At 47.4% G+C, this 22,644-nt stretch carries 20 protein-coding genes; all 20 read right to left on the bottom strand.

The genetic code is table 11. The features are described 5' to 3' along the window. Positions 1-160: 160 nt before the first annotated feature. The 20 genes from BN1080_RS00570 to rpsF all read right to left on the bottom strand — a co-directional run bounded on the left by BN1080_RS00570 (position 161) and on the right by rpsF (position 22,502). The gene (locus BN1080_RS00570; RefSeq protein ID WP_052649586.1) at positions 161-1,669 is read right to left on the bottom strand and encodes a DUF1846 domain-containing protein; all 1,509 of its coding nucleotides are present in this window, start codon (positions 1,667-1,669) and stop codon (positions 161-163) included. 257 nt (positions 1,670-1,926) lie between these two features. Then, the gene (locus BN1080_RS00565) at positions 1,927-4,182 is read right to left on the bottom strand and encodes an ATP-binding cassette domain-containing protein (protein ID WP_052654273.1); all 2,256 of its coding nucleotides are present in this window, start codon (positions 4,180-4,182) and stop codon (positions 1,927-1,929) included. A gap of 134 nt (positions 4,183-4,316) precedes the next feature. Beyond that, positions 4,317-4,796 carry a 23S rRNA (pseudouridine(1915)-N(3))-methyltransferase RlmH gene (gene rlmH, locus BN1080_RS00560; protein WP_052649585.1) on the bottom strand — a complete coding sequence of 160 codons (480 nt, stop codon included), beginning with the start codon at positions 4,794-4,796 and terminating at the stop codon, positions 4,317-4,319. An 89-nt stretch (positions 4,797-4,885) separates the two neighbouring features. Next, positions 4,886-5,050, bottom strand: coding sequence for a CxxH/CxxC protein (locus BN1080_RS16905; protein WP_110925532.1), 165 nt, complete (start codon positions 5,048-5,050; stop codon positions 4,886-4,888). Positions 5,051-5,352: 302 nt separating this feature from the next. Continuing rightward, the gene (locus tag BN1080_RS00555; protein ID WP_052649584.1) at positions 5,353-5,859 is read right to left on the bottom strand and encodes a DinB family protein; all 507 of its coding nucleotides are present in this window, start codon (positions 5,857-5,859) and stop codon (positions 5,353-5,355) included. Positions 5,860-6,046: 187 nt separating this feature from the next. Beyond that, positions 6,047-7,249 (bottom strand): S1C family serine protease, encoded by a 1,203-nt coding sequence (locus BN1080_RS00550; protein WP_052654271.1) that lies wholly within the window; start codon positions 7,247-7,249, stop codon positions 6,047-6,049. 235 nt (positions 7,250-7,484) lie between these two features. Then, positions 7,485-8,273 (bottom strand): MBL fold metallo-hydrolase, encoded by a 789-nt coding sequence (locus tag BN1080_RS00545; RefSeq protein ID WP_052649583.1) that lies wholly within the window; start codon positions 8,271-8,273, stop codon positions 7,485-7,487. A 12-nt stretch (positions 8,274-8,285) separates the two neighbouring features. Then, positions 8,286-9,095 (bottom strand): two-component system regulatory protein YycI, encoded by an 810-nt coding sequence (locus BN1080_RS00540; RefSeq protein WP_052649582.1) that lies wholly within the window; start codon positions 9,093-9,095, stop codon positions 8,286-8,288. Then, entirely contained in the window at positions 9,082-10,419 is a 1,338-nt protein-coding gene (locus BN1080_RS00535) for a YycH family regulatory protein (RefSeq protein ID WP_052649581.1), read from the bottom strand. Before BN1080_RS00535 ends, BN1080_RS00540 begins: the two co-directional genes overlap by 14 nt. Next, the gene (walK, locus tag BN1080_RS00530) at positions 10,416-12,242 is read right to left on the bottom strand and encodes a cell wall metabolism sensor histidine kinase WalK (protein WP_052649580.1); all 1,827 of its coding nucleotides are present in this window, start codon (positions 12,240-12,242) and stop codon (positions 10,416-10,418) included. Before walK ends, BN1080_RS00535 begins: the two co-directional genes overlap by 4 nt. Positions 12,243-12,247: 5 nt before the next feature. Next, positions 12,248-12,955 carry a response regulator YycF gene (gene yycF / locus BN1080_RS00525; protein ID WP_052649579.1) on the bottom strand — a complete coding sequence of 236 codons (708 nt, stop codon included), beginning with the start codon at positions 12,953-12,955 and terminating at the stop codon, positions 12,248-12,250. A 214-nt stretch (positions 12,956-13,169) separates the two neighbouring features. Next, positions 13,170-14,597, bottom strand: a complete 1,428-nt coding sequence (locus BN1080_RS00520) for a LysM peptidoglycan-binding domain-containing M23 family metallopeptidase (RefSeq protein WP_052649578.1) — start codon at positions 14,595-14,597, stop codon at positions 13,170-13,172. A gap of 389 nt (positions 14,598-14,986) precedes the next feature. Then, complete coding sequence (locus BN1080_RS00515) at positions 14,987-16,273, bottom strand: adenylosuccinate synthase (protein ID WP_052649577.1); 1,287 nt, start codon at positions 16,271-16,273, stop codon at positions 14,987-14,989. A gap of 133 nt (positions 16,274-16,406) precedes the next feature. Then, on the bottom strand, positions 16,407-17,762 hold the full coding sequence (gene dnaB / locus BN1080_RS00510) for a replicative DNA helicase (protein ID WP_052649576.1): 1,356 nt from the start codon (positions 17,760-17,762) through the stop codon (positions 16,407-16,409). Between the two features lie 12 nt (positions 17,763-17,774). Next, positions 17,775-18,224, bottom strand: coding sequence for a 50S ribosomal protein L9 (gene rplI, locus BN1080_RS00505; RefSeq protein WP_052649575.1), 450 nt, complete (start codon positions 18,222-18,224; stop codon positions 17,775-17,777). Beyond that, complete coding sequence (locus tag BN1080_RS00500; RefSeq protein WP_052649574.1) at positions 18,221-20,197, bottom strand: DHH family phosphoesterase; 1,977 nt, start codon at positions 20,195-20,197, stop codon at positions 18,221-18,223. The genes rplI and BN1080_RS00500 overlap by 4 nt, the downstream gene beginning before the upstream one ends. Before the next feature lie 13 nt (positions 20,198-20,210). Next, positions 20,211-21,161 carry a YybS family protein gene (locus BN1080_RS00495; RefSeq protein ID WP_052649573.1) on the bottom strand — a complete coding sequence of 317 codons (951 nt, stop codon included), beginning with the start codon at positions 21,159-21,161 and terminating at the stop codon, positions 20,211-20,213. Between the two features lie 251 nt (positions 21,162-21,412). Beyond that, entirely contained in the window at positions 21,413-21,649 is a 237-nt protein-coding gene (gene rpsR, locus BN1080_RS00490) for a 30S ribosomal protein S18 (protein ID WP_052649572.1), read from the bottom strand. A 51-nt stretch (positions 21,650-21,700) separates the two neighbouring features. Next, a complete protein-coding gene (gene ssb / locus BN1080_RS00485) occupies positions 21,701-22,171 on the bottom strand; it encodes a single-stranded DNA-binding protein (protein ID WP_052649571.1) in 471 nt (156 codons plus the stop codon). A gap of 43 nt (positions 22,172-22,214) precedes the next feature. Then, positions 22,215-22,502 carry a 30S ribosomal protein S6 gene (gene rpsF, locus BN1080_RS00480; RefSeq protein WP_052649570.1) on the bottom strand — a complete coding sequence of 96 codons (288 nt, stop codon included), beginning with the start codon at positions 22,500-22,502 and terminating at the stop codon, positions 22,215-22,217. Positions 22,503-22,644 lie beyond the last annotated feature (142 nt).

The following is a 22,644-nucleotide window of genomic DNA, read 5'->3' as shown; positions in this document are numbered from 1 at the left end:
AATTTAGTTTTGGTCTATCTAATCGTAATATTAGCATGCAGTTTCTTATTTACACTATCCTTTCTTTTCTTAGCGGTTGAAATTTTCAAAATAAATAACATTAAAAAAAGGCGTCGAGAAAGTTTCTCGACAGCCTGAAGAAGCGATGATTTTTTAAACTTTAGTTGTAATACAAGTTCTCAGTCGGATAGACCGGATCATTGGTGATGTCGATGCCAAGCTTCTTAAAGGTTTGTTCATTTTCTCTATTCAATATCACCGTGGAATGCGCTTGCGTGTCTTTTAAGTTTGGCAATTGCTTATAAGCGAGCTCCGAAGTCGGATTGGTGACGGCACTGATCGCCAGTGCAATCAGCACTTCATTGGCGCTCAATGTCGGGACGCGGCTGTTCAAGTCCTCTGTTTTCAACCGTTGAATCGTTTGCAGAATCATCGGCGACAACAAATCAATTTCATCAGAGATATTGGTCAGTTTCTTCAACCCGTTTAAAATTGCGGCTGCCGAAGCATCCATCAACGTGGTCGTCCGGCCCGTGATCATCTCGCCGTTCGGCAGTTCAAGCGCAATGACGGCTTGTAAATTCGTGCTGTCCAGCTGTGCTTGGATGGCTTTCGCATAATTGCGGGCTGGCAATACCGGTGCCCGGTCCTCTTTCTTTAAACCGGTCTCTTCCAGAATCACTTGCATGTGGCGGACACTGTCCTCATTGGCAAGCCCTTTTTTATAGTCGTTCTCTACGACGAAGCTGCGCCGAATGATTTCCTGCTTGGCCGCTTCCTGGACAACGTTATCATCGGTGATGCCCGATTTCAGGCGATTCACGCCCATATCCGTCGGTGAGCTGTAAACAGACGCTTTGCCGGTAATCCGTTCGATAATCCGTTTGATGACCGGAAACGTCTCAATATCACGATTGTAATTGACCGCTACTTTTTCATATGCTTCAAAGTGGTAATTATCAATCATGTTTACGTCTTTCAAATCGACCGTAGCGGCTTCATAAGCGATGTTGACCGGGTGCTTTAACGGCAAGTTCCAAACGGGGAACGTTTCAAACTTGGCATAGCCGACTTCATTCCCCAGCTTGTTCTCGTGGTACATTTGGTTAAGGCACGTGGCAAGCTTTCCGCTGCCCGGGCCCGGGGCCGTCACGACCACGATCGGCTTGGTCGTCTCAATATAAGGATTCGTCGCAAACCCTTCTTCTCCAAGGACCGCGTCCACGTTTGTCGGATACCCTTCGATTTCGCGGTGAATGCAGACGTTGATGCCGTTTCTCTCAAGCTTTGTCATAAACACTTTAACGGTTGGCTGCCCTTGGTAGCGCGTGATCAAGACACTGTTGACCGAAATGCCGTAAGCCCGGTATTCATCAATTAAGCGCAAAACGTCTTGGTCATACGTGATGCCATAATCTTCACGGACTTTGTTCCGTTCGATGTCTCCAGCGTAGACACAGATGATGATTTCCGCATTTTCCTTCAATGTGTGCAAAAGTTTGATTTTGGCATCTTCATCGAATCCGGGCAAGACACGCTTCGCGTGCTTGTCGCCGATCAATTTTCCGCCAAATTCCAAATAAAGTTTATCATACTGCTGCACCCGTTCCAGGATGTAAGCTGATTGTTCCTGCAAATATTTCTCCGAATCAAATCCAATGTTTTTCATTAATTTCCGTCCCGCCTTCTCTGCTTCAAGCTTTCTCTTAATCCAGTATATAAAAACCATCTTAAGAGAAAATCTCAAATAAAAATCCATACTTTATCATTATAAAGCTTTTTTTAAAAAAGAAAAATCGGTTCAATTGTTCATTGACCGGTTATCCTGATAAGCGCAGTTTGCTTGCCATGGATGTATTCGAAGATAATAACGGAATTCAAAACAATGTTCAGCGAATTTAATCAGCAGAAATCTTGGTCCACCGCTCACTCAAACCACTTTGCTGTCGGTGTGGCGGCATTCAGCATTTCCTCCGGCGTTCCTTCGAAAATGACTTCTCCGCCATGTTTTCCTCCGCCCGGTCCAAGTTCAATCACCCAATCACTCGCGGCAATAAAGTCGAGGTTATGCTCAATAATGATGACCGAATTTCCATGATCCACAAGACGTTGAAACAAAGTTACCAGTTTGTCGTTGTCCTGGGCGTGTAAACCGGATGACGGCTCATCCAAAATATAGATTTGCCCTTCTTTTTGAAGATGACTCGCCAATTTCAAGCGCTGCACTTCGCCGCCGCTTAACGAACTCGTCGTCTGCCCGAGAGTTAAATACTCCAGCCCGACATCTCTTAACGTATTGACACGGTTGATGATCTTTGGGCGATCAAAAAAGTCCCTGGCCTCCTCAATCGTCAGCTGCAAAACCTTCACGATATTTCTTCCTTTGTACGTATAGGAAAGAGCTTCGTCCGAATACCTTGTCCCACCGCATGCTTCACAAGTCACCGTTACCGGATCGGCAAAAGCCACATCGGGCTTTGTCACACCTTTTCCGTCACAAACCGGACAGGCGCCTGCCGAGTTGAAGGAGAACAAACCTGCAGGTTGACCTGTTTCGCGGGAAAAAATCGCCCGGATATCATCCATGATGCCCATATACGTCGCAAGTGTCGAGCGACTGGAAAGACCGATCGGCGACTGGCTCACCATAATCGCTTCAGGATATTTTTCAGGAAACGCTTCAAGCATTAACGAACTTTTCCCTGACCCCGAAACGCCGCAAACAGAAACGAGGACATTTTTTGGAATAGCCAATGCTATATTTTTCAAGTTATTCATCGACGCGTGCCTGATAGAAAAAGACGCGTCAAATGAACGGGGATACGAATTGATCTTGAGTGTGTGCTGAAGAGTTGTTGCAGCACGCGAATGTTCCAAATCCCTTTGCGTCCCTTGAAAGATCACTTCCCCGCCGTGCACACCGGCACTTGGACCCATTTCAATGATTTCATCAGCAATCTTCATGACCGATCGATCATGTTCAATCACGATGACCGTATTATGCTGTTCCTTGATTCGCTTCAACATTTGCAGGAGCAAATCCACTTCTCCGGGGTGTAAACTTGCGGTAGGTTCATCGAAAATATACATCATATTATTCAGACTGCTGCCCAAGTGACGCGCAATTTTCACACGCTGGGCCTCTCCTCCAGAAAGTGTCCCCATTTTCCGCGATAAACTTAAATAGCCCAATCCCAGATCAATGAGTTGTCTGATCGAAGGAATGGCCTGGCCAGCAATTGCGGACCCAATTGAATCCTTTATTTTTTCAAGCTCTGCCAATAACTCAGTCAGCTCGAACGCATCATAATCAGCAATATTGAAGCCGTTGATTTTACATGCAAGTACTTGGGGATTCAGCCCGGAGCCTTGGCACACCGGGCATGACGTACGGGAAGTCATCGCCAGGACCTCATCCAGAGAGGTTTGGGCAAGCTTTGAAACGTCCCGGTTAATATACAAGCGCGTAAATCTCGGCAATAATCCATCCCATTCATGGGGCTGCGGACCATTTTTCGTATGGAACGGCGCAAAGATCCGCTCGCCTTCAGGAGGACCATAGACGAATAATTGATAGTCTTTCTCTGAAAAGTCCTTCACCTGGATGTCCGGATCGAACAAGCCTCCCGTAATCATCCATCTTCCTTGCCAGCCAGACGGAGATAACGGTTTGAACTGTACCGCATAATCCCTTAACGATTTCTCAACATCGAGCAATTTGTGGATGTCCGGGGCAACGATTTCCCCGAATCCATTGCACGTTGGACAATGGCCGAATGAACTGCTTCTCGAAAAGTCAGTGGCCGATCCTATCGGTGGGTCGCCGATGCGTGAAAACAGCAGTCGGATCAATGGATCAATATCCATATACGTACCAACCGTCGAGCGGGCATTTCCACTGATCGGCCGTTGTTCAATCACGACGACCGGATTCAAATGCTTCATCAAATCGGCTGGCGGGCGAGCGTACCGGGGCATTTGATTTCTGACGTACATCGAATAATTCATCGTCATTTGCCGCCTGCTTTCCGCCGCAAGCGTATCAAAAACAACCGAGCTCTTTCCTGAACCGGAAACTCCTGTAAATACGGTAATTTGCTTTTTTTTGATAGTGAGATCAATATCTTTCAAGTTGTTCACTTTAAGACCGCGTAAAATGATTTCGTCCTCTGTGTTCGGCATGTAATCATCCTTTCCCATAAATCTCAGGCGCTGATTGCCTGCCAGCATTTTGGCATACTTCTCCGAGAGAACATAGGCAGACATACAGGCTATCCATTACAAAAAAATTATGACTTTCGGGGACCTTTGCAAACTTACTTATGATATGGTTCACCCTTCATAATCCGGAAAGCCCGGTACACCTGCTCCACCAAAATCAGCTTCATCAACTGATGCGGGAACGTCATTTTTGAAAACGACAGCTTCTCATCCGCGCGCTTCAATACTTCATCGTGGAGTCCGAGCGAACCGCCGATGACGAAAACGATCTTGCTGCGGCCGTAAGTCATCAGCGATTCGATGTCTTTGGCGAGCTGTTCGGATGTTTTCATCTTGCCATCGATAGCGAGGGCGATGACATAGGCATCCGGTGAAATTTTCGCCAAGATCCGTTCGCCTTCCTTCTTCTTGACGATTTCCATGTCCGCATCGCTCAATTGCTCCGGCGCTTTTTCATCCGCTACTTCCACTTCATTCACTTTTGCGTAGCTTCCCAGCCGCTTTGTGTATTCTTCAATTCCCGATTTCAAGTATTTCTCTTTCAGTTTTCCCACACTGACAATTGAGATATTCACAACTTATCCCCCTTTACACGATCTTTACAAACAACTTATTAACAGAAGTTATACACATATCCACAGAATTTCCTATATCTTGTGCCCGCTCATTCGTTCGCCACAAGATACGTTGCACCCTCTTCACAGTAGTCGCATTTTGTGGATAACTTTTCGTCATCTGATAATTCTGTAAGAATAGGATAACTTTTTGTTTCCGCCACAAACATGTCTAACGCATGCTCCACGTGGGTTTTGCATGATTTGATCTCCATATTTTCCGCCTCCTTTAAATTCCGAATATTCCACACAGTTATACACAATTCGTTCACGTTTATCCACAAGCTATTTTACCAGAAGAAAACGGTTACTGAAAGCCGGGGTTTTAAATGCCTGTGGATTGTGAATAGATTGGCTTTTCTAAAAAAGTTATCCACATGTTATTTTTATGCTTTCCCGAACGATGCAGAGTATTTTCATTAAAACTCTTTACAAAGATTACAATAGCATTACAAAATTTTATCCGTAAAAAAACCATCTTCCGGTTAAAAATGAAAGATGGCTTCCTAAAACTTTATTAAATTTTTGGCGGCTGCCCGCCAATTGCCGTCCATTCCTCTTTTGACGGACCGTATAATCCTGGAACTTTCAAGCCTGCTTGCCGCATCAATACGGTCATCTGCGCCCGGTGATGAATTTGATGGGTAAAGAGCACTTTCAACACCGTTTCAATCGTCCACATCTCACCGTACATGTCCCGTTCTTCGGTTAAGGTTTCGTCTGTCCATTGGTCGCGAATGGCTCCGATCATCGATTCATTCGTGCGGCGGTATGCATCTGCAATTTCCTTAGCCGTTGCCGGAACCGGTTCTCCGAATTTAGCAGCTTCAAATTGGAGCCCTGTATGCCCAGCCACCATTTCATCAAAAGTCGTCGTCAAATGCCAGGCGAGCCTCCCCAGAGTCCGGTGATCCGCTGTGACTTGCTGGGCAAGCGACGCATCCGTTAAGTTATCCAAAACCTTCTGAGTGCCTTCCGCTTCCGGCTGCCATTCCCGCAAAAATTCATCAATGCTTGCAAACATGGAATCCCTCCAAAAATTTAATGTGTTACTGTGTTTTATTCGGTATGGAGGATTGAATTCCTGCCACACACAAAAGAAACTGTTTTCTCCATTTCTCTGGAGAACTTTTCAGCACCGGCACGGTGATGTAATTAGTTTCGCAATAGCCTAAAAAAGAAGCTGTTGCGAAAACAGCTTCTTTCAAAAATTATAAAGCGGAATTATCCACAAGCTCCAATTCAAAATCCATGAGCTTTCCGTTGCGGTAAGCTTTGACGGCCAACGTATCGCCGATTTTCTTTTCATTGTATAAATGTTTGCGGAGTTCGATAATGTCGCCGACCGCTTCTCCGTCCATTTCGACAATGACGTCAAATTGCTCCATTCCCGCTTTGGCAGCAGCCGATCCTGCCACAACGGAATTCACCACGACACCTTCCGTCACATCTTCCGGCAGTTTCAACGTTTCCTCCCGATAAGTCCTTGGCACTTGCGCCAAATCGAGTAAGGTAACGCCCATTGCCGGACGCACCATTTCCCCATTCGCCTCCAGCGACTCAATCACCGGGCGCGCGGAATTGATCGGAATGGCGAAACCGATCCCTTCTACAGCAGAAGTGGCAATTTTCATCGAGTTGATGCCGATAAGCTGGCCGGCTAAATTCACGAGCGCGCCGCCGCTGTTCCCTGGATTGATCGCTGCATCGGTTTGAAGAACTTCAGCTTGCCAGTCTTCCTGGCCGTCCCCGTCCAAATCCACCGGAACCGCACGATCCGTTCCGGAAACGACGCCTGTCGTCACCGATCCCGAAAAATCAAGGCCGAGCGGATTTCCGATGGCAATAACGGTTTCGCCCTGCTTCAAGACGTCCGAATCGCCGAATTCAGCTACATCCGGCACATTGGCGCCATCCATTTCAAGCACCGCCAAATCGGTCCAAATATCGCTTCCGACCAGGTTCGCTTCCACTTTCGAGCCATCCGAAAGCGTGACTTCAATTCCGTTGGCTCCTTCAATCACGTGATGGTTCGTCACCACGTAAGCGGTCCCGCCTTCATTTTTGTAAATGACGCCTGAACCTGTCCCGACGGCTTGTTCCTGTCCTGGCGTCTGCGACCAGAAATCAGATCCCGCTTGTAGATTCGTAATCCCGACCACCGCATCCGCCACTTCTTCCACGGCTTTCGTAACATCTGTCGTAATTTCCACTGCTGATGACGACTGTTCTGTAGAGCTGTTTGTCTTTACCGCTTCCGACGTGTTCGCCGATTCTTCCTTATTGCCAGGCGCTAAACCGGGCACTGAATAAAACAAAAGCCACACAAGAAGCGCACCGACCGCGACACCCGCTGCTCCTGCAAGGAACGTTCCAGCACGGCTCGGCTTCTGTGGGCTATTATAGTATCCCATGGCGTTCATCCTCTCTTTCTCTCTTCAACTACTCTTTATATAACCTTAGTTTAAGAATCCGAAACGGACAATGCAAGGCTGCAGCAACCTGGATTTGATCATGCTCCAGTTGAATTCAAAATACGCTCGATAACGCTGGAAATACGCACAGTAATTCCCAAAATACGCTCCGTTGCCGACAAAATACGCTCCAAACTAAAAAAGCCGGAAGCATCAAAGCTTCCGGCTCTCCCAATTATACAATCACTAACTCGGTTGGGATATTCGCATCCGTGTGGAGCAGGTCCACATATTCGCCGACGATGATGCCTTTTGACTGCAAGGTCTGTTCAACGCTCATCCGTGCGAGGTCTTTCATATTATTGTCTTTGCTCAGGTGGGACAAGTAAATGCGCGTCGGTTTTTCCGCCATCACTTCACTCATCGCCACAGCGGCATCTTCGTTCGATACGTGGCCGACATCGCTCAGGATGCGCCGTTTGACTGACCACGGGTAACGGCCCATTTGCAGCATCCCGACATCGTGGTTGCTTTCAAAGACAAACGCATCCGATGCCTGAATAATGCCTTTCATGCGGTCGCTGACATAGCCGGTGTCGGTGATCAACGCCAGTTTCCGGCCGTTTTCGTGGAATACGTAGAACATCGGATCCGCCGCATCGTGGGACACTGCAAACGATTCGATATCAATCGAACCGAAGGTTTTCACCGTTTCCATATCAAAATGGAATCGCTGCTCCACCGGAATCGCACCGACCAAGCCGTCCATGGCTTCCCATGTTTTGGCGTTCGCGTAGATCGGCACTTTATGCTTTCTGGCAACAATCCCGAGGCCCTTGATGTGGTCGCTGTGTTCATGCGTCACCAAGATTCCGTCCAGGTTGCTCATGCTTTTGCCGATCGAAGCGAAAAGCTCTTCCATTTTCCGCCCGCTCAACCCCGCATCCACAAGAAATGAATGCTGATCGTTTTCTATATAGATAGCATTGCCGCTTGAGCCGCTTGCTAACACACTAAAACGCATAATAAAAACTCCTTATTCTTCGAGCTCAATCTCATCTTTCTTGACTTCCACTACACCGTCTTTGATGGCATTGACAAAATATTCATCTTTGCTGCCATCTGAAAGCGTAGCCCGAATGCGCCAGGTCGGCAAAAACATCACTGTGTTTTCGGAAACCGTGACATATTCCGTGTAGCCAAGCGCTGCCGAATCAATATGCGTATCCGGCTTTAAAACTTGTCGCTGATAAAGGGTATGGATCGCTTGAAGCGGCGGAATCACTTTCTTCTGCAGCTCCGCTTCTTCCACATTTTCAAACAAGGTCTGTTCATAATGAGTGACTTTCGCATCTTTATTAAAATGCAGCGTCAGCAGCCCATTGTCGCTGTAAAACAACGGCTTCCCGTTCAGCTCTTGGAAAAAGACCGCTTCTTGCTCTTCTTCATCCATTTTCCAGAAGACATAATCGTTCCCCGCATAGATGGTTTCTTCTACAAATTCGGTCAAAACTTCTTCACTCGGGTCTCCGCTGAGTGGCAGCGGTTCGTCGAATGTCACGATTAACGCATTTTCATTCGTCGTGTTCATCTGTAAGTCTACACCCGGAACGTCATTCGCTACAAATAATTTCTTCTTGCCGGTCAAATAGGCTTGGTTTTCCACATTTTCCGGCAGCTCATCGTAGGTGATATTCTCCAGTTCCAGCTTTTCATCAATCGATGGAATCGTCAGCTCTTCCAATCGCTGGCCGGCGTTATACCGTTCCAAATACAGCGAATATAAAAAGATGTTCAAAATAGCAAAGACGATGATAAAGATGGATTTCGTTTTACTCCAATCCAAATTTGCCACCTCCCAGCATTTCTTTTGAAAGGTGATGCCATTTGCCGTCGGCTTTGAAATACCAAGCCGGCTCCAAGCTTAATAGCCGCTCGGGCTCCCGGTCATCACGTCTTAGTTCATAGCCGGGTACAATGTCCGTAATGGTCGCTAAATCCTTTTCATCCAAATGGTTGAACGCCTTCAAAATGGATTCGCCGGCCTCCATCTTCGTCGTGCCGGTTTCTCCCCAGGATTCCAGGATATAAAATGGCCGTTCGTAGCGGAAAATCTGCTCCACTTCCGAATCAATGCCCCAATTCAGCTTTAAATCGGTGGCAAGCGGCCCAAAGACCGGCGCCCCGTCGACAAACAGGCGGTATTCGATCTGCTGGTTCAGCGGCACCATATTGAAATAGCGGTAATCATTCGTCCATCCGCTGTGGCTGTTGATGAAATCCACCGTTTTAAAAATCAAATCGGACGGAATCGCGGGATCGGACGTTTCCGCTTTTGGCTGGACATACGTAATGCTCTTATTTGTATCTTCGACACCCATGATCGCATCCGACTCGTCGCTGTACTCTTTATTGGTGATGGCGCCGGTTGATTGGACGCTGCCCGGGTTTTCAAACAGGCCGTCGACAAACCGCTGCGGCGGGATATCTTCCTGCAAATAGCGGTAAGTCGTTACATCTTTGGCATCTCTTTGGATGTAAATCGGCAATTCTCCAATGTTTTCATTCGTCACATAAGGAGCGTACTCAAATGCGCGCTGGACAATTGTCGATTCGAACCGCTTCAATTGAATGGCCGAAACGCTTCCGGTGTAAATGCGCTTCGATTTGCTGTTCACAAAATACAGGTTAAAGTTATTGCCCTCTATATTGCCCCAATCAATAACGACCCGGTCAAAAGACGCTTCCGGAATGGTCTTGTCCGTGATATCCATCATGTCATCATAGACGGGAAATGGAACAGGTGCCGGATAGTAGAGGACGGCCCGGTTTATATCGTGAAGATAGGCTCTCAATGTTTCAAGCGGCGCATCTTCCACCACAACCGCTAAATCATGGATTTGCCATTGCTCCATCTCGCTCAGCAGCAGCGTGATTTGCTCCTGCTCGCTGGTACCAGTGATGTTTTCATCACTGAACTGATAAAGCACATTGGTTGGCTGGATCACTTGATCCACAATTTTCTTTTCGCCCAACTCCACTTCAACAGCCGAAGTCGTCTCAATTGTTTCAAGTGTCGGGGTAAACGTCCAAATGGTAAAAGTCAGGGCTAAACTCAGGAAAATTAATAAGGCTAAGGCAATGGATTTGATTTGTTCAATATATTTCATTCCCATTCATCTCCATCATCAAGTTCATAAGGCAAGGTGAAATAAATCGTCGTCCCTCTGCCATATTGGCTTTCCGCCCAGATTACGCCGCCGTGCGCATTGATCATCTCTTTTGAAATCGCAAGGCCAAGGCCTGTGCCGCCCATTTCCCGGGAACGCGCGCGGTCGACACGATAGAACCGGTCGAAAATCTTATCGATATTTTCTTTCGGAATGCCCATTCCCTGGTCGCTGATGCGGATCATGATGTATCCATCTTGCTCCATCATGTCAAAACGGACTTTTCCGCCTTCAGGCGAATATTTCAATGCGTTGGAGATGATATTGTCGATTACTTGGGTGAGTTTATCGGGATCGATCTCCACGAAATACTGTTCTTTCGGCAATTGGCGTTCAAAATGGACGTTTTGGGATTTCGACATTTCAAAACGGTCAATGATGCGGTTAAAGAATACATTGAACTCAACCATTTCTTTGTTCAATTCCGTTTCATTGGAATCCATTTTCGAGAGTTTCAGCAAATCGTTGACAAGCCGAATCATCCGCTCGGTTTCCGTTTGGGTGACGTTCAAGAAATTCGGAGCCAAATCCGGATCTTCCCATGCACCGTCTGCCAGTGCTTCCAGGTAGCTTCTCATCGTCGTAAGCGGTGTCCGCAATTCATGCGACACGTTCGCCACAAATTCACGGCGTTCCATATCGATTTTCTCCTGCTCGGTATTGTCATGCAAAACTGCGATAACCCCGTTGACAAAGCCCGTTTCTTTTTGGATGACCGAGAAGCTTGTCCGGAGCAGCGTGCTTTCTTCATACGTGCTGAAATCAAGCGTAATCGCTTCTTTGATATGGATCAAATCTTCAAATGTATATTCAGATTCCAAGTTTAAAACCGACGTAATCGGCCGGTTAATGACCGTTTCACGTGAAACATTGAGCAGGCGAAGGGCTGGATCGTTAATCAGGATGACACGCCCTCTTCTGTCAGTCGACAACACGCCGTCTGTCATATTCGACAGGACCGATGCCAATTTTCTACGTTCACTTTCCGTCGATTGCTGCGACTCCTGCAGCCGGTTCGTCAAATTATTAAAAGCACGGGCCAATTGGCCAATTTCATCTTCTCCGTAAACGCGGACTTTCCGTGAGAAATTGCCTTTTGCCATTGCCTGGGCCTGTCTTCTCATATCGGAAATCGGTTTTGAGATCGTCTGCGCCACTAGGACACCGAGGATTGCCGTGATCGCCATCGAAATAGCGGTTCCAACAGCCAAGATGGAGTTGATTTCGTTCATTTGTTCGTAGACGTTTTCAATATCCGCTTCCATATATAAAGTGCCAAGCACTTCGCCGCCTGCTGTCATAATCGGCAGCGTCCGGATCCAGATGCGCCGTTCGGATTGGCGATTGATTTTCGTCCGGTCGAGCGGCGTTTCGCCGACAATCGACTGCATGACCAATTCATCGGTCGAGCGCTGCCCTACCAAGGATTGATTTTCAATCGCTGAAGAGGCCAGGATCCGATAGCTCGAATCGATGACCCGAATTTCGTCAATATCCTCCGACTGGAATCCGTACAGGACGGAATACAAGCTTTGTTCCAGCGTTAAATCTTCTTCTGACCGGACCTTGATCATTTCTTCCCGGACACTGAACTCCACAATGTTCATACGGTCTTCGATGGAGTCCTTAAAGTTTTTGCTCAATGTCTCTTCCAGTTGCTGCGCGAAATACAAGCCGATAATCTGCATCGCGAGTAAAATGAGCAGAATATAGATCAGCACAAATTTCACGTGAATCGATTTAAAAAATCCTACCTTGTGCATTCAACCTACTCCTGTTCAGGATTCCGCAAGTAATAACCGACTCCTCTGCGGGTGACGATCCAGGCCGGGTGGCTTGGGTTGTCTTCAATTTTTTCACGAAGGCGGCGAATCGTCACATCGACAGTGCGGACATCGCCAAAATAGTCATAGCCCCATACCGTCTGCAATAAATGCTCGCGGGTCATCACTTGGCCAATATGCTTTCCGAGGTAATGCAGCAATTCAAACTCGCGGTGCGTCAATTCGATTGTTTCATCGCGCTTCTGAACCAAATAAGCGTCCGGCTGAATCGTCAAAGAACCCACCTCGATGTCGTTTGAGCTTGGCCCTTCTTCGTCTGCAGGCGTGACATTCTGACGGCGCAAATTTGCTTTTACGCGCGCGATCAATTCACGGGTAGAGAACGGCTTTGTGACATAATCATCCGCTCCCAGTTCAAGTCCAAGCACTTTATCAATTTCCGAGTCTTTCGCCGTCAGCATAATAATCGGAAAATCGAATTTCTTGCGGATTTCCCGGCATACTTCCATGCCGTCACGGTTCGGCAGCATGATATCCAACAGCATCAAATCCGGCTGAATTTCTTCTGCAATCTTGACAGCTTCATCCCCGTCATACGCACAAACGACATTGAAGCCTTCCTTTTTCAAATTAAACTGCAGGATGTCTGCAATCGGCTTCTCATCGTCTACAACCAAAATCGTTTTACTCATCAGTTTTTCTCCCCTTTTTATTCCAGCTTTCGATGGAATTTCCTTCGCTGTACATTCTTTTCTACCCTTTACTTTATCATTGTTGAAGAGGTTTCGCATCTATGACTCCCTCTCCGGTATTCCCCGGGAAATAATGATGGCTGTATTTCCGCTAATTTGGAAACTCCCATAAAACAATAAAAATCGATCCACGGGGGTGGATCGATTCAAACGTTCATTTAATATAATTTAACGGGTTTTTGGTGACGCCTTTATAAGAAACTTCAAAATGCAAATGGAGGCCGGTAGAACGTCCGGTCGAGCCCATGACGCCCAGCTTTTTGCCTTTCGGGACTTTTTCGCCCACTTTGACATCGATGGATGAAAGATGCGCATAGATGGTCTCATAGCCGTTTTTATGGTCTACTACGACGCGGTTGCCAAAAGTTCCGGCCGCTCCGGCTGCTTTTACTACACCGTGGTCGGCACTTTTGATCGCCAGTCCGTCCGGGCGGGCTATGTCGATGCCATTATGCAGACGGCCCCACCGTTCGCCTCTGCCGCTTGAGATATAGCCGCCTTCAGCTGGCCAAGCAAATTTTCCGGTCCCGACACTCGGCAATGGCTTTGTGCCTTCGAGGACGATCCGGTCAACCGGCTCTTTCGCCACAGCTTCTGCTGCCAATGTACGCCCGGTCCTCTTGCCGTTTTCTTCCCGGATTGCATAGGTTAATTGCTTTTCCCCGGCCGCGCCTTTTTCTTTCACTTTTTTCTCGCCGATCAGCACATGCTTGTCTTTTTTCGTGACGGTTTTATTCGGAATGGCTTTTGCCGTCTTTTCTTCACGTTGAACGTACACGGTCACTTTCGGCCCTTCTTCAGCAATCTTTATGGAAGTGCCGGCGTCAAACGCAGCCAAATTCAGATTCGGATTCATTTCCTTCAAATCTTCTACGGTCACATCAAATTTCTCCGCGATCATTTGGGCAGATTCCCCATTTGCCGCTCGGTGGAACCGTTCACCTTTCAGCAAGTAGCTCACGGCTTGGTCCACCGTCATTACTTCCGAAGGATCGACTTGCTGGGAAGTGCCGGAAATTTTCTCGGCAATAGCTAAATCCATTAGCCGGCTTTCGCCGACTCCGATTTCTGCAGGTGCTTTCCCTGTCTCCATCCGCTCTTCCCATTCCGCCAACTCCTCGGGCGATACAAATGCCAGCTTCACTTGCTTAATGGTTTCATTGTAGGCTTCCCGGTCTTTCACATACACTGCCGTCTCATCGCCCGCAGCCAGCCTGAAAGCAGCTGCTTTGATCGGCAACGCTGCCGCTACCCGGTCGAATGCTTCACCATCCCTTGAAATAGGCGAAGCGAAGACTTTCTCCTCGATTACCTTCACGCCACGGTCCACTTGGAGATCTAATTCTTCATAAGACGTTTGTATATGGTCGATTCGCTCTGCTGCTGCGGTTTTCAGCGATGCGCTGTCGCTGACAGCACCTAAGTATTCGCCATTGTTATAAACATGGTAAACGGGTTCTAGCCCGGATTCTTCAATCGGTTTTGCTGAAACGGTAGTAATCCCAAAGCCCGTCACTAATAAAATAGATGCAGCCGCCCATTTCAATTTGATCGATTGGCCGGCTTTCTTTATTTCTTTCATTGTATCGGTTTTCCTCCTGCTTTTATCTGTATAAATTCCTGTACGGTTTCCGCTCTTTTTCGAAGCTTTTACCACTCTAGCACATTCTTATTTTGAAATAACACCAATTGCCTTTTTGTAAAACAGCTGTCGCATTCTTGGCAATAAATTCTAATTACTGGCTATTTTTATGTATTTTTTCGCGCTTTTCCCGCGTTATTAGAAATATTTTCTAATATATTTTTGTCTAAATGATGTTTTATTGTCACAAATGTTACATAGGAGCTCTTTCCAGCCTCGATAAATGTGTACATTTTGTTAAAATAACAAAAAAACGCAAAAAAGAGTTGAAATGGAGATCCACTTCAACTCTTTTATCCTATTTTTTACTTAACAGGCGTTGCCGTTTCTTAGCGCCAAACGCTTGTAACGATATTTGTCTGGTTGCGGTCGGGTCCGACGGAGAAAATCGAAATCTGTACCCCTGTCAACTGGGCAATGCGCTCCAAATAGTGGCGGGCATTGGCTGGAAGTTCATCCAGTGATTTGCATTTCGTTACGTCTTCTGACCAGCCTGGCAGTTCTTCGTAAACCGGTTCGCAATCTGCAAGCATGCGCAAGTTCGCCGGATATTCCGTGATCAATTCGCCCTTATAGCGGTACGCTGTACAAATTTTCACCGTTTCAAGGCCCGTCAATACGTCGATCGAGTTGACCGTCAAATCCGTTAACCCGCTGACGCGGCGTGCGTGGCGCACGACTACGCTGTCGAACCAGCCGATGCGGCGCGGACGGCCTGTAGTCGTCCCGTATTCTTTGCCGACTTCGCGGATCTGCTGTCCGACTTCATCAAAGAGTTCAGTCGGGAACGGACCGTCTCCAACGCGTGACGTATAGGCTTTGCATACGCCAATGACGTGCTGGATCGTAGTCGGTCCAACGCCTGCTCCGATGGTTACACCGCCCGCTACCGGGTTGGAAGAAGTAACAAACGGATAAGTTCCTTGGTCGATATCGAGCATCACGCCTTGAGCGCCTTCGAAAAGAACGCGTCGACCGTCATCGATGGCATCATTCAATACTTTCGACGTATCGGTTACGTATTTGGCAATTTCCTGGCCATATTCGTAGTATTCTTCCAGAATTTCTTCTACTGTAAATCCTTCAGTTTCGTAGAATTTCTCGAACATCCGGTTTTTCTCATTCAAGTTCATGCGCAATTTTTCTTCGAACACGACATGGTCTAAAAGATCCGCCATGCGGATGCCGACACGTGCTGCTTTGTCCATATAAGCAGGTCCGATGCCTTTGCCAGTTGTTCCGATTTTATTCGCTCCGCGGCGCGCTTCTTCCACTTCGTCTTGCTTGATGTGGTAAGGCAAGATCACGTGCGCGCGATTGGAAATGCGCAGATTTTCAGTTGTGACGCCGCGTTCATGCAAAGCTTTCAGCTCTTTTACCAACGCTTTCGGGTCTACAACCATTCCGTTGCCGATCACTGAAATTTTGTCTTTATAAAAGATCCCCGATGGAATCAAATGCAATTTATACGTTTCACCGCCGAAAATGATGGTATGTCCAGCATTGTTTCCGCCTTGGTAACGCGCAATCACTTCTGCGTGCTCAGATAGAAAATCTGTGATTTTCCCTTTTCCTTCGTCTCCCCATTGCGTTCCTACTACTACGACTGATGTCATTGTCCGCACCTCCGTTAGGCCTCTGCCCTATCTCAAACAGTCTCCATTGTAGCAGTGAAATGCCCTTTCGTCAATAAAACCCCAAAGAAAAACGAACAATAGACGAAATTACTCATCTATCGTTCGCTTTTTTCTAGAAATCCGGACCGCCTTCGTGCTGGCTCCAGTCAATGGTCACGAATTTATTGTATTCTTTCACAAATGCCAATTTCACTGTACCGGTCGGGCCGTTACGCTGTTTGGCAATGATGATTTCAATCATGTTCTGGTCTTCGGTTTCTTTATCGTAATAATCTTCCCGGTAAAGGAAGGAAACGATATCGGCATCCTGCTCAATACTTCCGGATTCCCGCAAATCGGACATCATCGGACGTTTGTCTTGCCGCTGCTCAACGCCCCGCGACAGCTGGGACAAAGCGATAACCGGAACTTCCAGTTCACGCGCCAAGCCTTTCAGCGAGCGGGAAATATCCGATACTTCCTGCTGCCGGTTTTCCCCTGATTTGCCGGGGCCCTGGATCAGCTGAAGGTAATCGATCATGATCATGCCAAGGCCGTATTCCTGTTTCAAACGGCGGCATTTGGCGCGGATATCGTTGACCCGGATTCCCGGCGTGTCATCGATAAAGATTCCGGCGTTCGACAAGCTTCCCATCGCCATCGTGAGTTTGCGCCAGTCTTCGTTCTGCAGCGCACCGGTCCGCATAATTTGCGCATCGATGTTTCCTTCTGCACAAAGCATACGCATGACCAGCTGCTCAGCACCCATCTCGAGGCTGAAGATTGCGACGTTCTCATCGGTTTTTGTTGCTACGTTCTGGGCCACATTCAAGGCAAATGCCGTCTTACCGACAGAAGGCCGTGCAGCGACGATAATCAAGTCGTTTCGCTGGAACCCTGCAGTTACCTTATCCAAATCCCGGAAGCCGGTAGGAATGCCTGTAACGTCGCCTTTTCGGGTATGAAGCAATTCGATATTATCATACGTTTTTACGAGTACATCTTTGATGTGGATAAAGTCGCCCGCGTTCTTGCGGTTCGACACTTCCATCATCTTTTTCTCAGCTTCCGACAGCAAGGCTTCCACTTCATCTTCGCGTGTAAACCCGTCTTCCACAATCGAAGTCGCCACCCGTATCAAGCGCCGCAGCAGCGACTTTTCTTCGACGATATGGGCGTAATGCGCCACGTTTGCCGCTGTCGGAACCGCGTTGGCGATCTCTGTCAAATACGACAAGCCGCCAACATCTTCCAGTTCTTTCTTGACCGATAATTCTTCCGTCACGGTCACGACATCAATCGCTTTCCCGTGGTCTGACAAGGTCAGCATCGTCTGGAAAATCTTTTGATGGGCAATGCGGTAAAAATCTTCCGGCATGACAATTTCTGCCACCGTGATCAGCGATTGCGGTTCTAAAAAGATGGCCCCAATAACCGATTGCTCGGCTTCATGGTTATGCGGAGGGACGCGATCCAGTGTTTCGTTCATCGGTTCATCACCTTACGCTTCTTCTGTTACATGGACTTTAAGAGTAGCTGTGACGTCGTGGTGCAATTTTACAGGCACGTTCGTATAGCCAAGTGCACGGATTGCATCATCTAATTCCATTTTGCGCTTATCCACTTTGATGCCATGTTTCTTCTCAAGTTCTGTTGCCACTTGCTTTGTTGTAATCGAACCGAATAAACGGCCGCCTTCCCCTGATTTCGCTTTTAATTCGACGGTCAGGTTTTCAAGTTTTGCTTTCAGCTCTTTTGCTTCCTGCAATTCTTTTTCCGCTTCTTTTTCTTCTTTTTTCTTCTGGCCGGCCAATTGGCTGATTGCTGCCTGGTCGGCTTCTTTCGCTAAGTTGTTTTTCAATAAAAAGTTATGTGCGTAGCCATCCGCCACATTTTTGATCTCGCCTTTTTTGCCTTTTCCTTTAACGTCTTTCAAGAATATCACTTTCATTCCGTTGTGCCTCCTTCAAATTGTTCGGTAATGACTTCTTTTAATTGGGCAACCGCCTCTTCGATCGTCGAGCCGGGGATTTGCGTCGCAGCATTCGTTAAATGCCCGCCGCCTCCCATATTCTCCATGACGACCTGCACGTTTACTTCTCCAAGGGAACGCGCCGAAATGCCAATGCCGCCTTCGCTTCTTTCCGCAACCACGAACGACGCATTGACGTCTTTCATGGTCAGCAGGATGTCCGCAGTCTGGGCAATCAGCACCGGGCTATAGATGCGGCCCGGTTCGCCTTTCGCAATCGCGATGCCGTCTCCGACAAACTCGACAGTCTGGACGATTTTCGCCCGTTCCACGTAAGTATCCAGGTCTTCTTTTAGTAAACGCTGCACCAGCACCGTATCCGCGCCATTCGAGCGCAAATACGAGGCCGCTTCGAACGTTCTTGCCCCGGTACGGAGCGTAAAACTTTTCGTGTCGACGATGATGCCGGCAAGCATGGCCGTCGCTTCAAGCATCGACAGTTTTTCGTATTTCGGCTGATACTCGATCAATTCGGTCACCAGTTCTGCCGTCGAAGACGCATATGGCTCCATATAGACGAGCATCGTATTGGTGATGAATTCCTCGCCGCGGCGATGGTGGTCGATCAAAACAACCCGCTCCATGCGCTGCAGCAGCCGCTCATCAATGACCATCGAAGGTTTGTGCGTATCGACGATGACAAGCAGCGAATTGTCCGTCATATCGGCAAGCGCTTCTTCCGGCGTGATAAAGCGGTCGAACAGATCCGGATCCTGTTCAATTTCTTCCATCAAGCGCATCACGCTGCGGTCGTACTCATTGAAATCCAGAACGATGCGTCCCTGGACTTTATTCATCGCAGCCATTTTCGCAACGCCGACTGCCGCCCCGATGGCATCCATATCCGGCATTTTATGGCCCATGACAAAGACCTGGTCGCTTTCCTGCATCAAATCACGAAGTGCATGGGAAATGACGCGCGCCCGCACCCGTGTACGTTTTTCGACAGGGTTGGTCTTGCCGCCATAAAATTTCACTTTTCCGCTTGGGTGCTTGATCGCCACTTGGTCGCCGCCGCGCCCAAGAACCAGATCAAGCCCGGATTGTGCCATGCTGCCAAGCTCCACTAAAGAAGCCGATCCGGCACCGACTCCGATGCTCAAAGTCAACGCCAAATTATCTTTCGACGTCACTTCCCGGATATTGTCCAGAATCGCGAATTTCGACAGCTCCAGCTCTTTTAGAATGGATTCGTTGAACACGGCCATAAACCGGTCCGAAGAAATGCGCTTCACGAAAATTCCGTGGTCGGCGCCCCATTCATTGATCAGCGATGTGACCAGGCTGTTCAAATTGCTTCGCGTCTGGTCATCCATCCCTTGGGACAATTCATCGTAGTTGTCGATAAAGAGAATCCCAAGAACCGTCCGATCGGCATAATAGAGCGTTTCAATTTCCACTTGTTCGGTGATGTCGAATAAATAGAACAAGCGGTCATCCGCTTTATAATAGACCCGGTATTTCCGTTCGCCCAGCGTAATGATGGTTTCTTTCGCTTCTTCTGATTTTATCATCGTATGGAATTCATCCGATAACGTATAAATCGATTCACCAATTAAGGTGTCGTATTCCAATTCAGTTGTCATATAGGGATTGGCCCATTCAATATCAAAATTTTCATTGACGAGCAAAATCCCGATCGGCATTTCCAGCAGCGCTTCTTCGCCCACTTTTTTGACGCGGTAAGATAGCGTTTCGATATGCTTTTCCGTTTCTTCGTACACTCTTTTTTCTGTCATCCAGGCAGCGGCAAATGCTGCCGCAAAAAGCAGGACAAATCCTCCTGCTGCCCATTCCGACCACAGTGAAATCAGAATTGCGGCTGCGATCCCGAGGATCAGCAGCGCTATAAGCGGATATCGAAGTTTTCTTTTCCTAAAAAAAGCCGACATTCTCTTCAGCTCCTTATTTTCCTTTAAACTCGTGTGCCCGCTTCACCCAGCCCCGGATATCAAATCCAAGGTCCACGATTCCAACGATGCTCGTAAATGATTGCAGCGGAATGGCTAAAATGGTCACGATGACCGTTACCCATTTTGGCCAGCCTTCCTGCTTGATGTAGAAATGGTAGAACGATATCCCTTGCAGGAACAGCAGGAATTGAAGCATAACAGTGGCATTCATCAATACCATATAAGGCATGGTTCCCGGCTGAAATTCGCTGAATGCGGAAACCACGATAACGATTAAGTAATACCATAGGACCGATTTCGGCAATTTCATCTCCCGGAAAGGCGGAAATGCCGGAACTTCAGTTCCAAGCCGCTTCAAAACCGGCAGCAGGAGGAGAAACAGGACCCATGTCCCCATAAATACGCCCAATACCAACCACGTTGGCATTAAGGTTTCCATCGCCAGCAAAAGCTGATTCACGTTTTCATTGTAATCCTCCGGCAGCGTGCCGAAACTTTCCATTAAAGCGCTCGTCTGCTCAAATGAATTTTTCATCTCGGTCATCGCTTCTTCTAAGATATTGATCCCGAGCAGCGCAATGGATGCGACATATTGCACAATGATCGAAATCAAAAGGACAATGCTTGCTCCCATAAACATAAAAAGCTTGCTTTTTCGGTTAAAAATGGACAAACCGATGACCAAGCCGAGCGGGATATGGATCAGTGCTAGCGGCAGCGACAGGAGTCCGCCGACGATAAACGTCAAAATCAGGCAGACGGCTGAGAAAAGCGCAGAAGCTTTGCCGCCGTATTTTGCACTATACCAAGCGATTGGCAGTGCCAGAAATAGCGAACTGACAATCTGTAAAAGAGGCACATAAACAGAAATCGCCAGCAGCACGGTAAAGACTGCGGCCATCATGGCACCCTGTGTAAGTTGTCTTGTTTGTTGATTCTGCATTCGAGTGGTTGTCCCCTTCTTTCGGGTTTATTTCATCCTTGTAATTGTAACATGATTGAAGTGAAGGAACAAAAAACGCCTCTTCCAAAGAAGCGGAAGAGGATGAAAAGAAGAGTCTACTTGATGAGACGAGAAATCGCCAAATAAAAAAAGGCCGGTTTCCCGGCCTTTCTTATCATATGAAAATAGCTTAAAAGGAGAATGTTTTGTCCAGACTCCAACACCTGATCAGGTGCTTCCGCTTTTCTTATTTATTTTTCTTCCGCAACAAACGGTAGAAGTGCCATGATACGAGCGCGTTTGATAGCGATTGTCAACTTGCGTTGCCATTTAGCGCTTGTGCCTGTAACACGACGTGGCAAGATTTTTCCTCTTTCAGAAATGAATTTCTTCAATAGGTCAGTATCTTTATAGTCGATGTACGTAATGTTGTTTGAAGTGAAATAACAAACCTTTTTGCGTTTTTTGCCTCCGCGACGTGGTGCCATATCGAATTACCTCCTTTATACTAAATTTGTGTCCGTCAGTTCAAGCCGTTCTTAGAATGGCAAATCGTCATCCGATACTTCGATCGGGCCGCTGCCGCTTGAGAATGGGTCTTGGTCTACACGGGTATGGTTTTGTTGACTTGGCGATTGGTTCTGCTGATAAGATGGCTGCCCTTGTGAACGATCTGCACCAGCACCAGAATTTTTAGGTTCAAGGAATTGAACACTGTCTGCTACTACTTCAGTCGTGTAAACGCGTTTTCCGTCTTGTCCCTCGTAGCTGCCAGTTTGAATGCGGCCTTCTACACCAGCGAGGCTTCCTTTTTTCAGGAAGTTTGCTGTGTTTTCAGCTTGCTTGCGCCAAACCGTACAATTGATAAAATCCGTTTCCTTCTCACCTTGCGCATTGGAGAACGTCCGGTTTACAGCCAGTGTAAAGCGAGCGACTGCCGCTCCGCTTGGCGTATAGCGAAGGTCAGGATCTTTTGTCAGTCTTCCGACTAAAACAACTCGGTTAATCATCAGAATTCAACCCCCTTTTAGTCAATATTTACAGGTTTACCGCTTACGCTTCTTTGTTGATCGCGATATGACGGATAATGTCTTCGTTAATGTTCGCAAGACGTGTGTATTCGTTGATAGCTTCAGAACCAGCGTTTACTTTTACGATATGGTAGAAACCTTCACGCAAATCGTTGATTTCGTAAGCTAAACGACGTTTACCCCACTCTTTCGACTCGATGATTTCAGCACCGTTAGAAGTAAGGATGTCGTTAAAACGCTCAACTAGAGCTTTTTTCGCTTCCTCTTCAATTGCAGGCTGAATGATATACATTAATTCGTATTCTCTCATCGTGTTTTCACCTCCTCATGGACTTGGGCCCTGCTGTTTCCAGCGGGCAAGGAGCAAGCAATTCATAATATTACTCACATCACTGTATTGTATCACACAGCTATTGCTTCTGCAAGTGTGTTTTCGCATTCCCATAAGCTAT

It is taken from the genome of Planococcus massiliensis, assembly GCF_000821325.1.
GTDB classification, from domain to species: Bacteria; Bacillota; Bacilli; order Bacillales_A; family Planococcaceae; genus Planococcus; species Planococcus ruber.
Note: the sequence above shows the minus strand (reverse complement) of the source record. Positions and strands in the feature narration are given on the sequence as shown.

Bases quoted from the DNA above. Each gene is read 5' to 3' on its own strand.
- BN1080_RS00570 (WP_052649586.1), bottom strand. From the start codon at position 1,669: ATGAAAAACATTGGATTTGATTCGGAGAAATATTTGCAGGAACAATCA.
- BN1080_RS00565 (WP_052654273.1), bottom strand. From the start codon at position 4,182: ATGCCGAACACAGAGGACGAAATCATTTTACGCGGTCTTAAAGTGAAC.
- BN1080_RS16905 (WP_110925532.1), bottom strand. From the start codon at position 5,050: ATGGAGATCAAATCATGCAAAACCCACGTGGAGCATGCGTTAGACATG.
- BN1080_RS00555 (WP_052649584.1), bottom strand. From the start codon at position 5,859: ATGTTTGCAAGCATTGATGAATTTTTGCGGGAATGGCAGCCGGAAGCG.
- BN1080_RS00550 (WP_052654271.1), bottom strand. From the start codon at position 7,249: ATGGGATACTATAATAGCCCACAGAAGCCGAGCCGTGCTGGAACGTTC.
- BN1080_RS00545 (WP_052649583.1), bottom strand. From the start codon at position 8,273: ATGCGTTTTAGTGTGTTAGCAAGCGGCTCAAGCGGCAATGCTATCTAT.
- BN1080_RS00535 (WP_052649581.1), bottom strand. From the start codon at position 10,419: ATGAAATATATTGAACAAATCAAATCCATTGCCTTAGCCTTATTAATT.
- walK (WP_052649580.1), bottom strand. From the start codon at position 12,242: ATGCACAAGGTAGGATTTTTTAAATCGATTCACGTGAAATTTGTGCTG.
- yycF (WP_052649579.1), bottom strand. From the start codon at position 12,955: ATGAGTAAAACGATTTTGGTTGTAGACGATGAGAAGCCGATTGCAGAC.
- BN1080_RS00520 (WP_052649578.1), bottom strand. From the start codon at position 14,597: ATGAAAGAAATAAAGAAAGCCGGCCAATCGATCAAATTGAAATGGGCG.
- BN1080_RS00515 (WP_052649577.1), bottom strand. From the start codon at position 16,273: ATGACATCAGTCGTAGTAGTAGGAACGCAATGGGGAGACGAAGGAAAA.
- dnaB (WP_052649576.1), bottom strand. From the start codon at position 17,762: ATGAACGAAACACTGGATCGCGTCCCTCCGCATAACCATGAAGCCGAG.
- rplI (WP_052649575.1), bottom strand. From the start codon at position 18,224: ATGAAAGTGATATTCTTGAAAGACGTTAAAGGAAAAGGCAAAAAAGGC.
- BN1080_RS00500 (WP_052649574.1), bottom strand. From the start codon at position 20,197: ATGTCGGCTTTTTTTAGGAAAAGAAAACTTCGATATCCGCTTATAGCG.
- BN1080_RS00495 (WP_052649573.1), bottom strand. From the start codon at position 21,161: ATGCAGAATCAACAAACAAGACAACTTACACAGGGTGCCATGATGGCC.
- rpsR (WP_052649572.1), bottom strand. From the start codon at position 21,649: ATGGCACCACGTCGCGGAGGCAAAAAACGCAAAAAGGTTTGTTATTTC.
- ssb (WP_052649571.1), bottom strand. From the start codon at position 22,171: ATGATTAACCGAGTTGTTTTAGTCGGAAGACTGACAAAAGATCCTGAC.
- rpsF (WP_052649570.1), bottom strand. From the start codon at position 22,502: ATGAGAGAATACGAATTAATGTATATCATTCAGCCTGCAATTGAAGAG.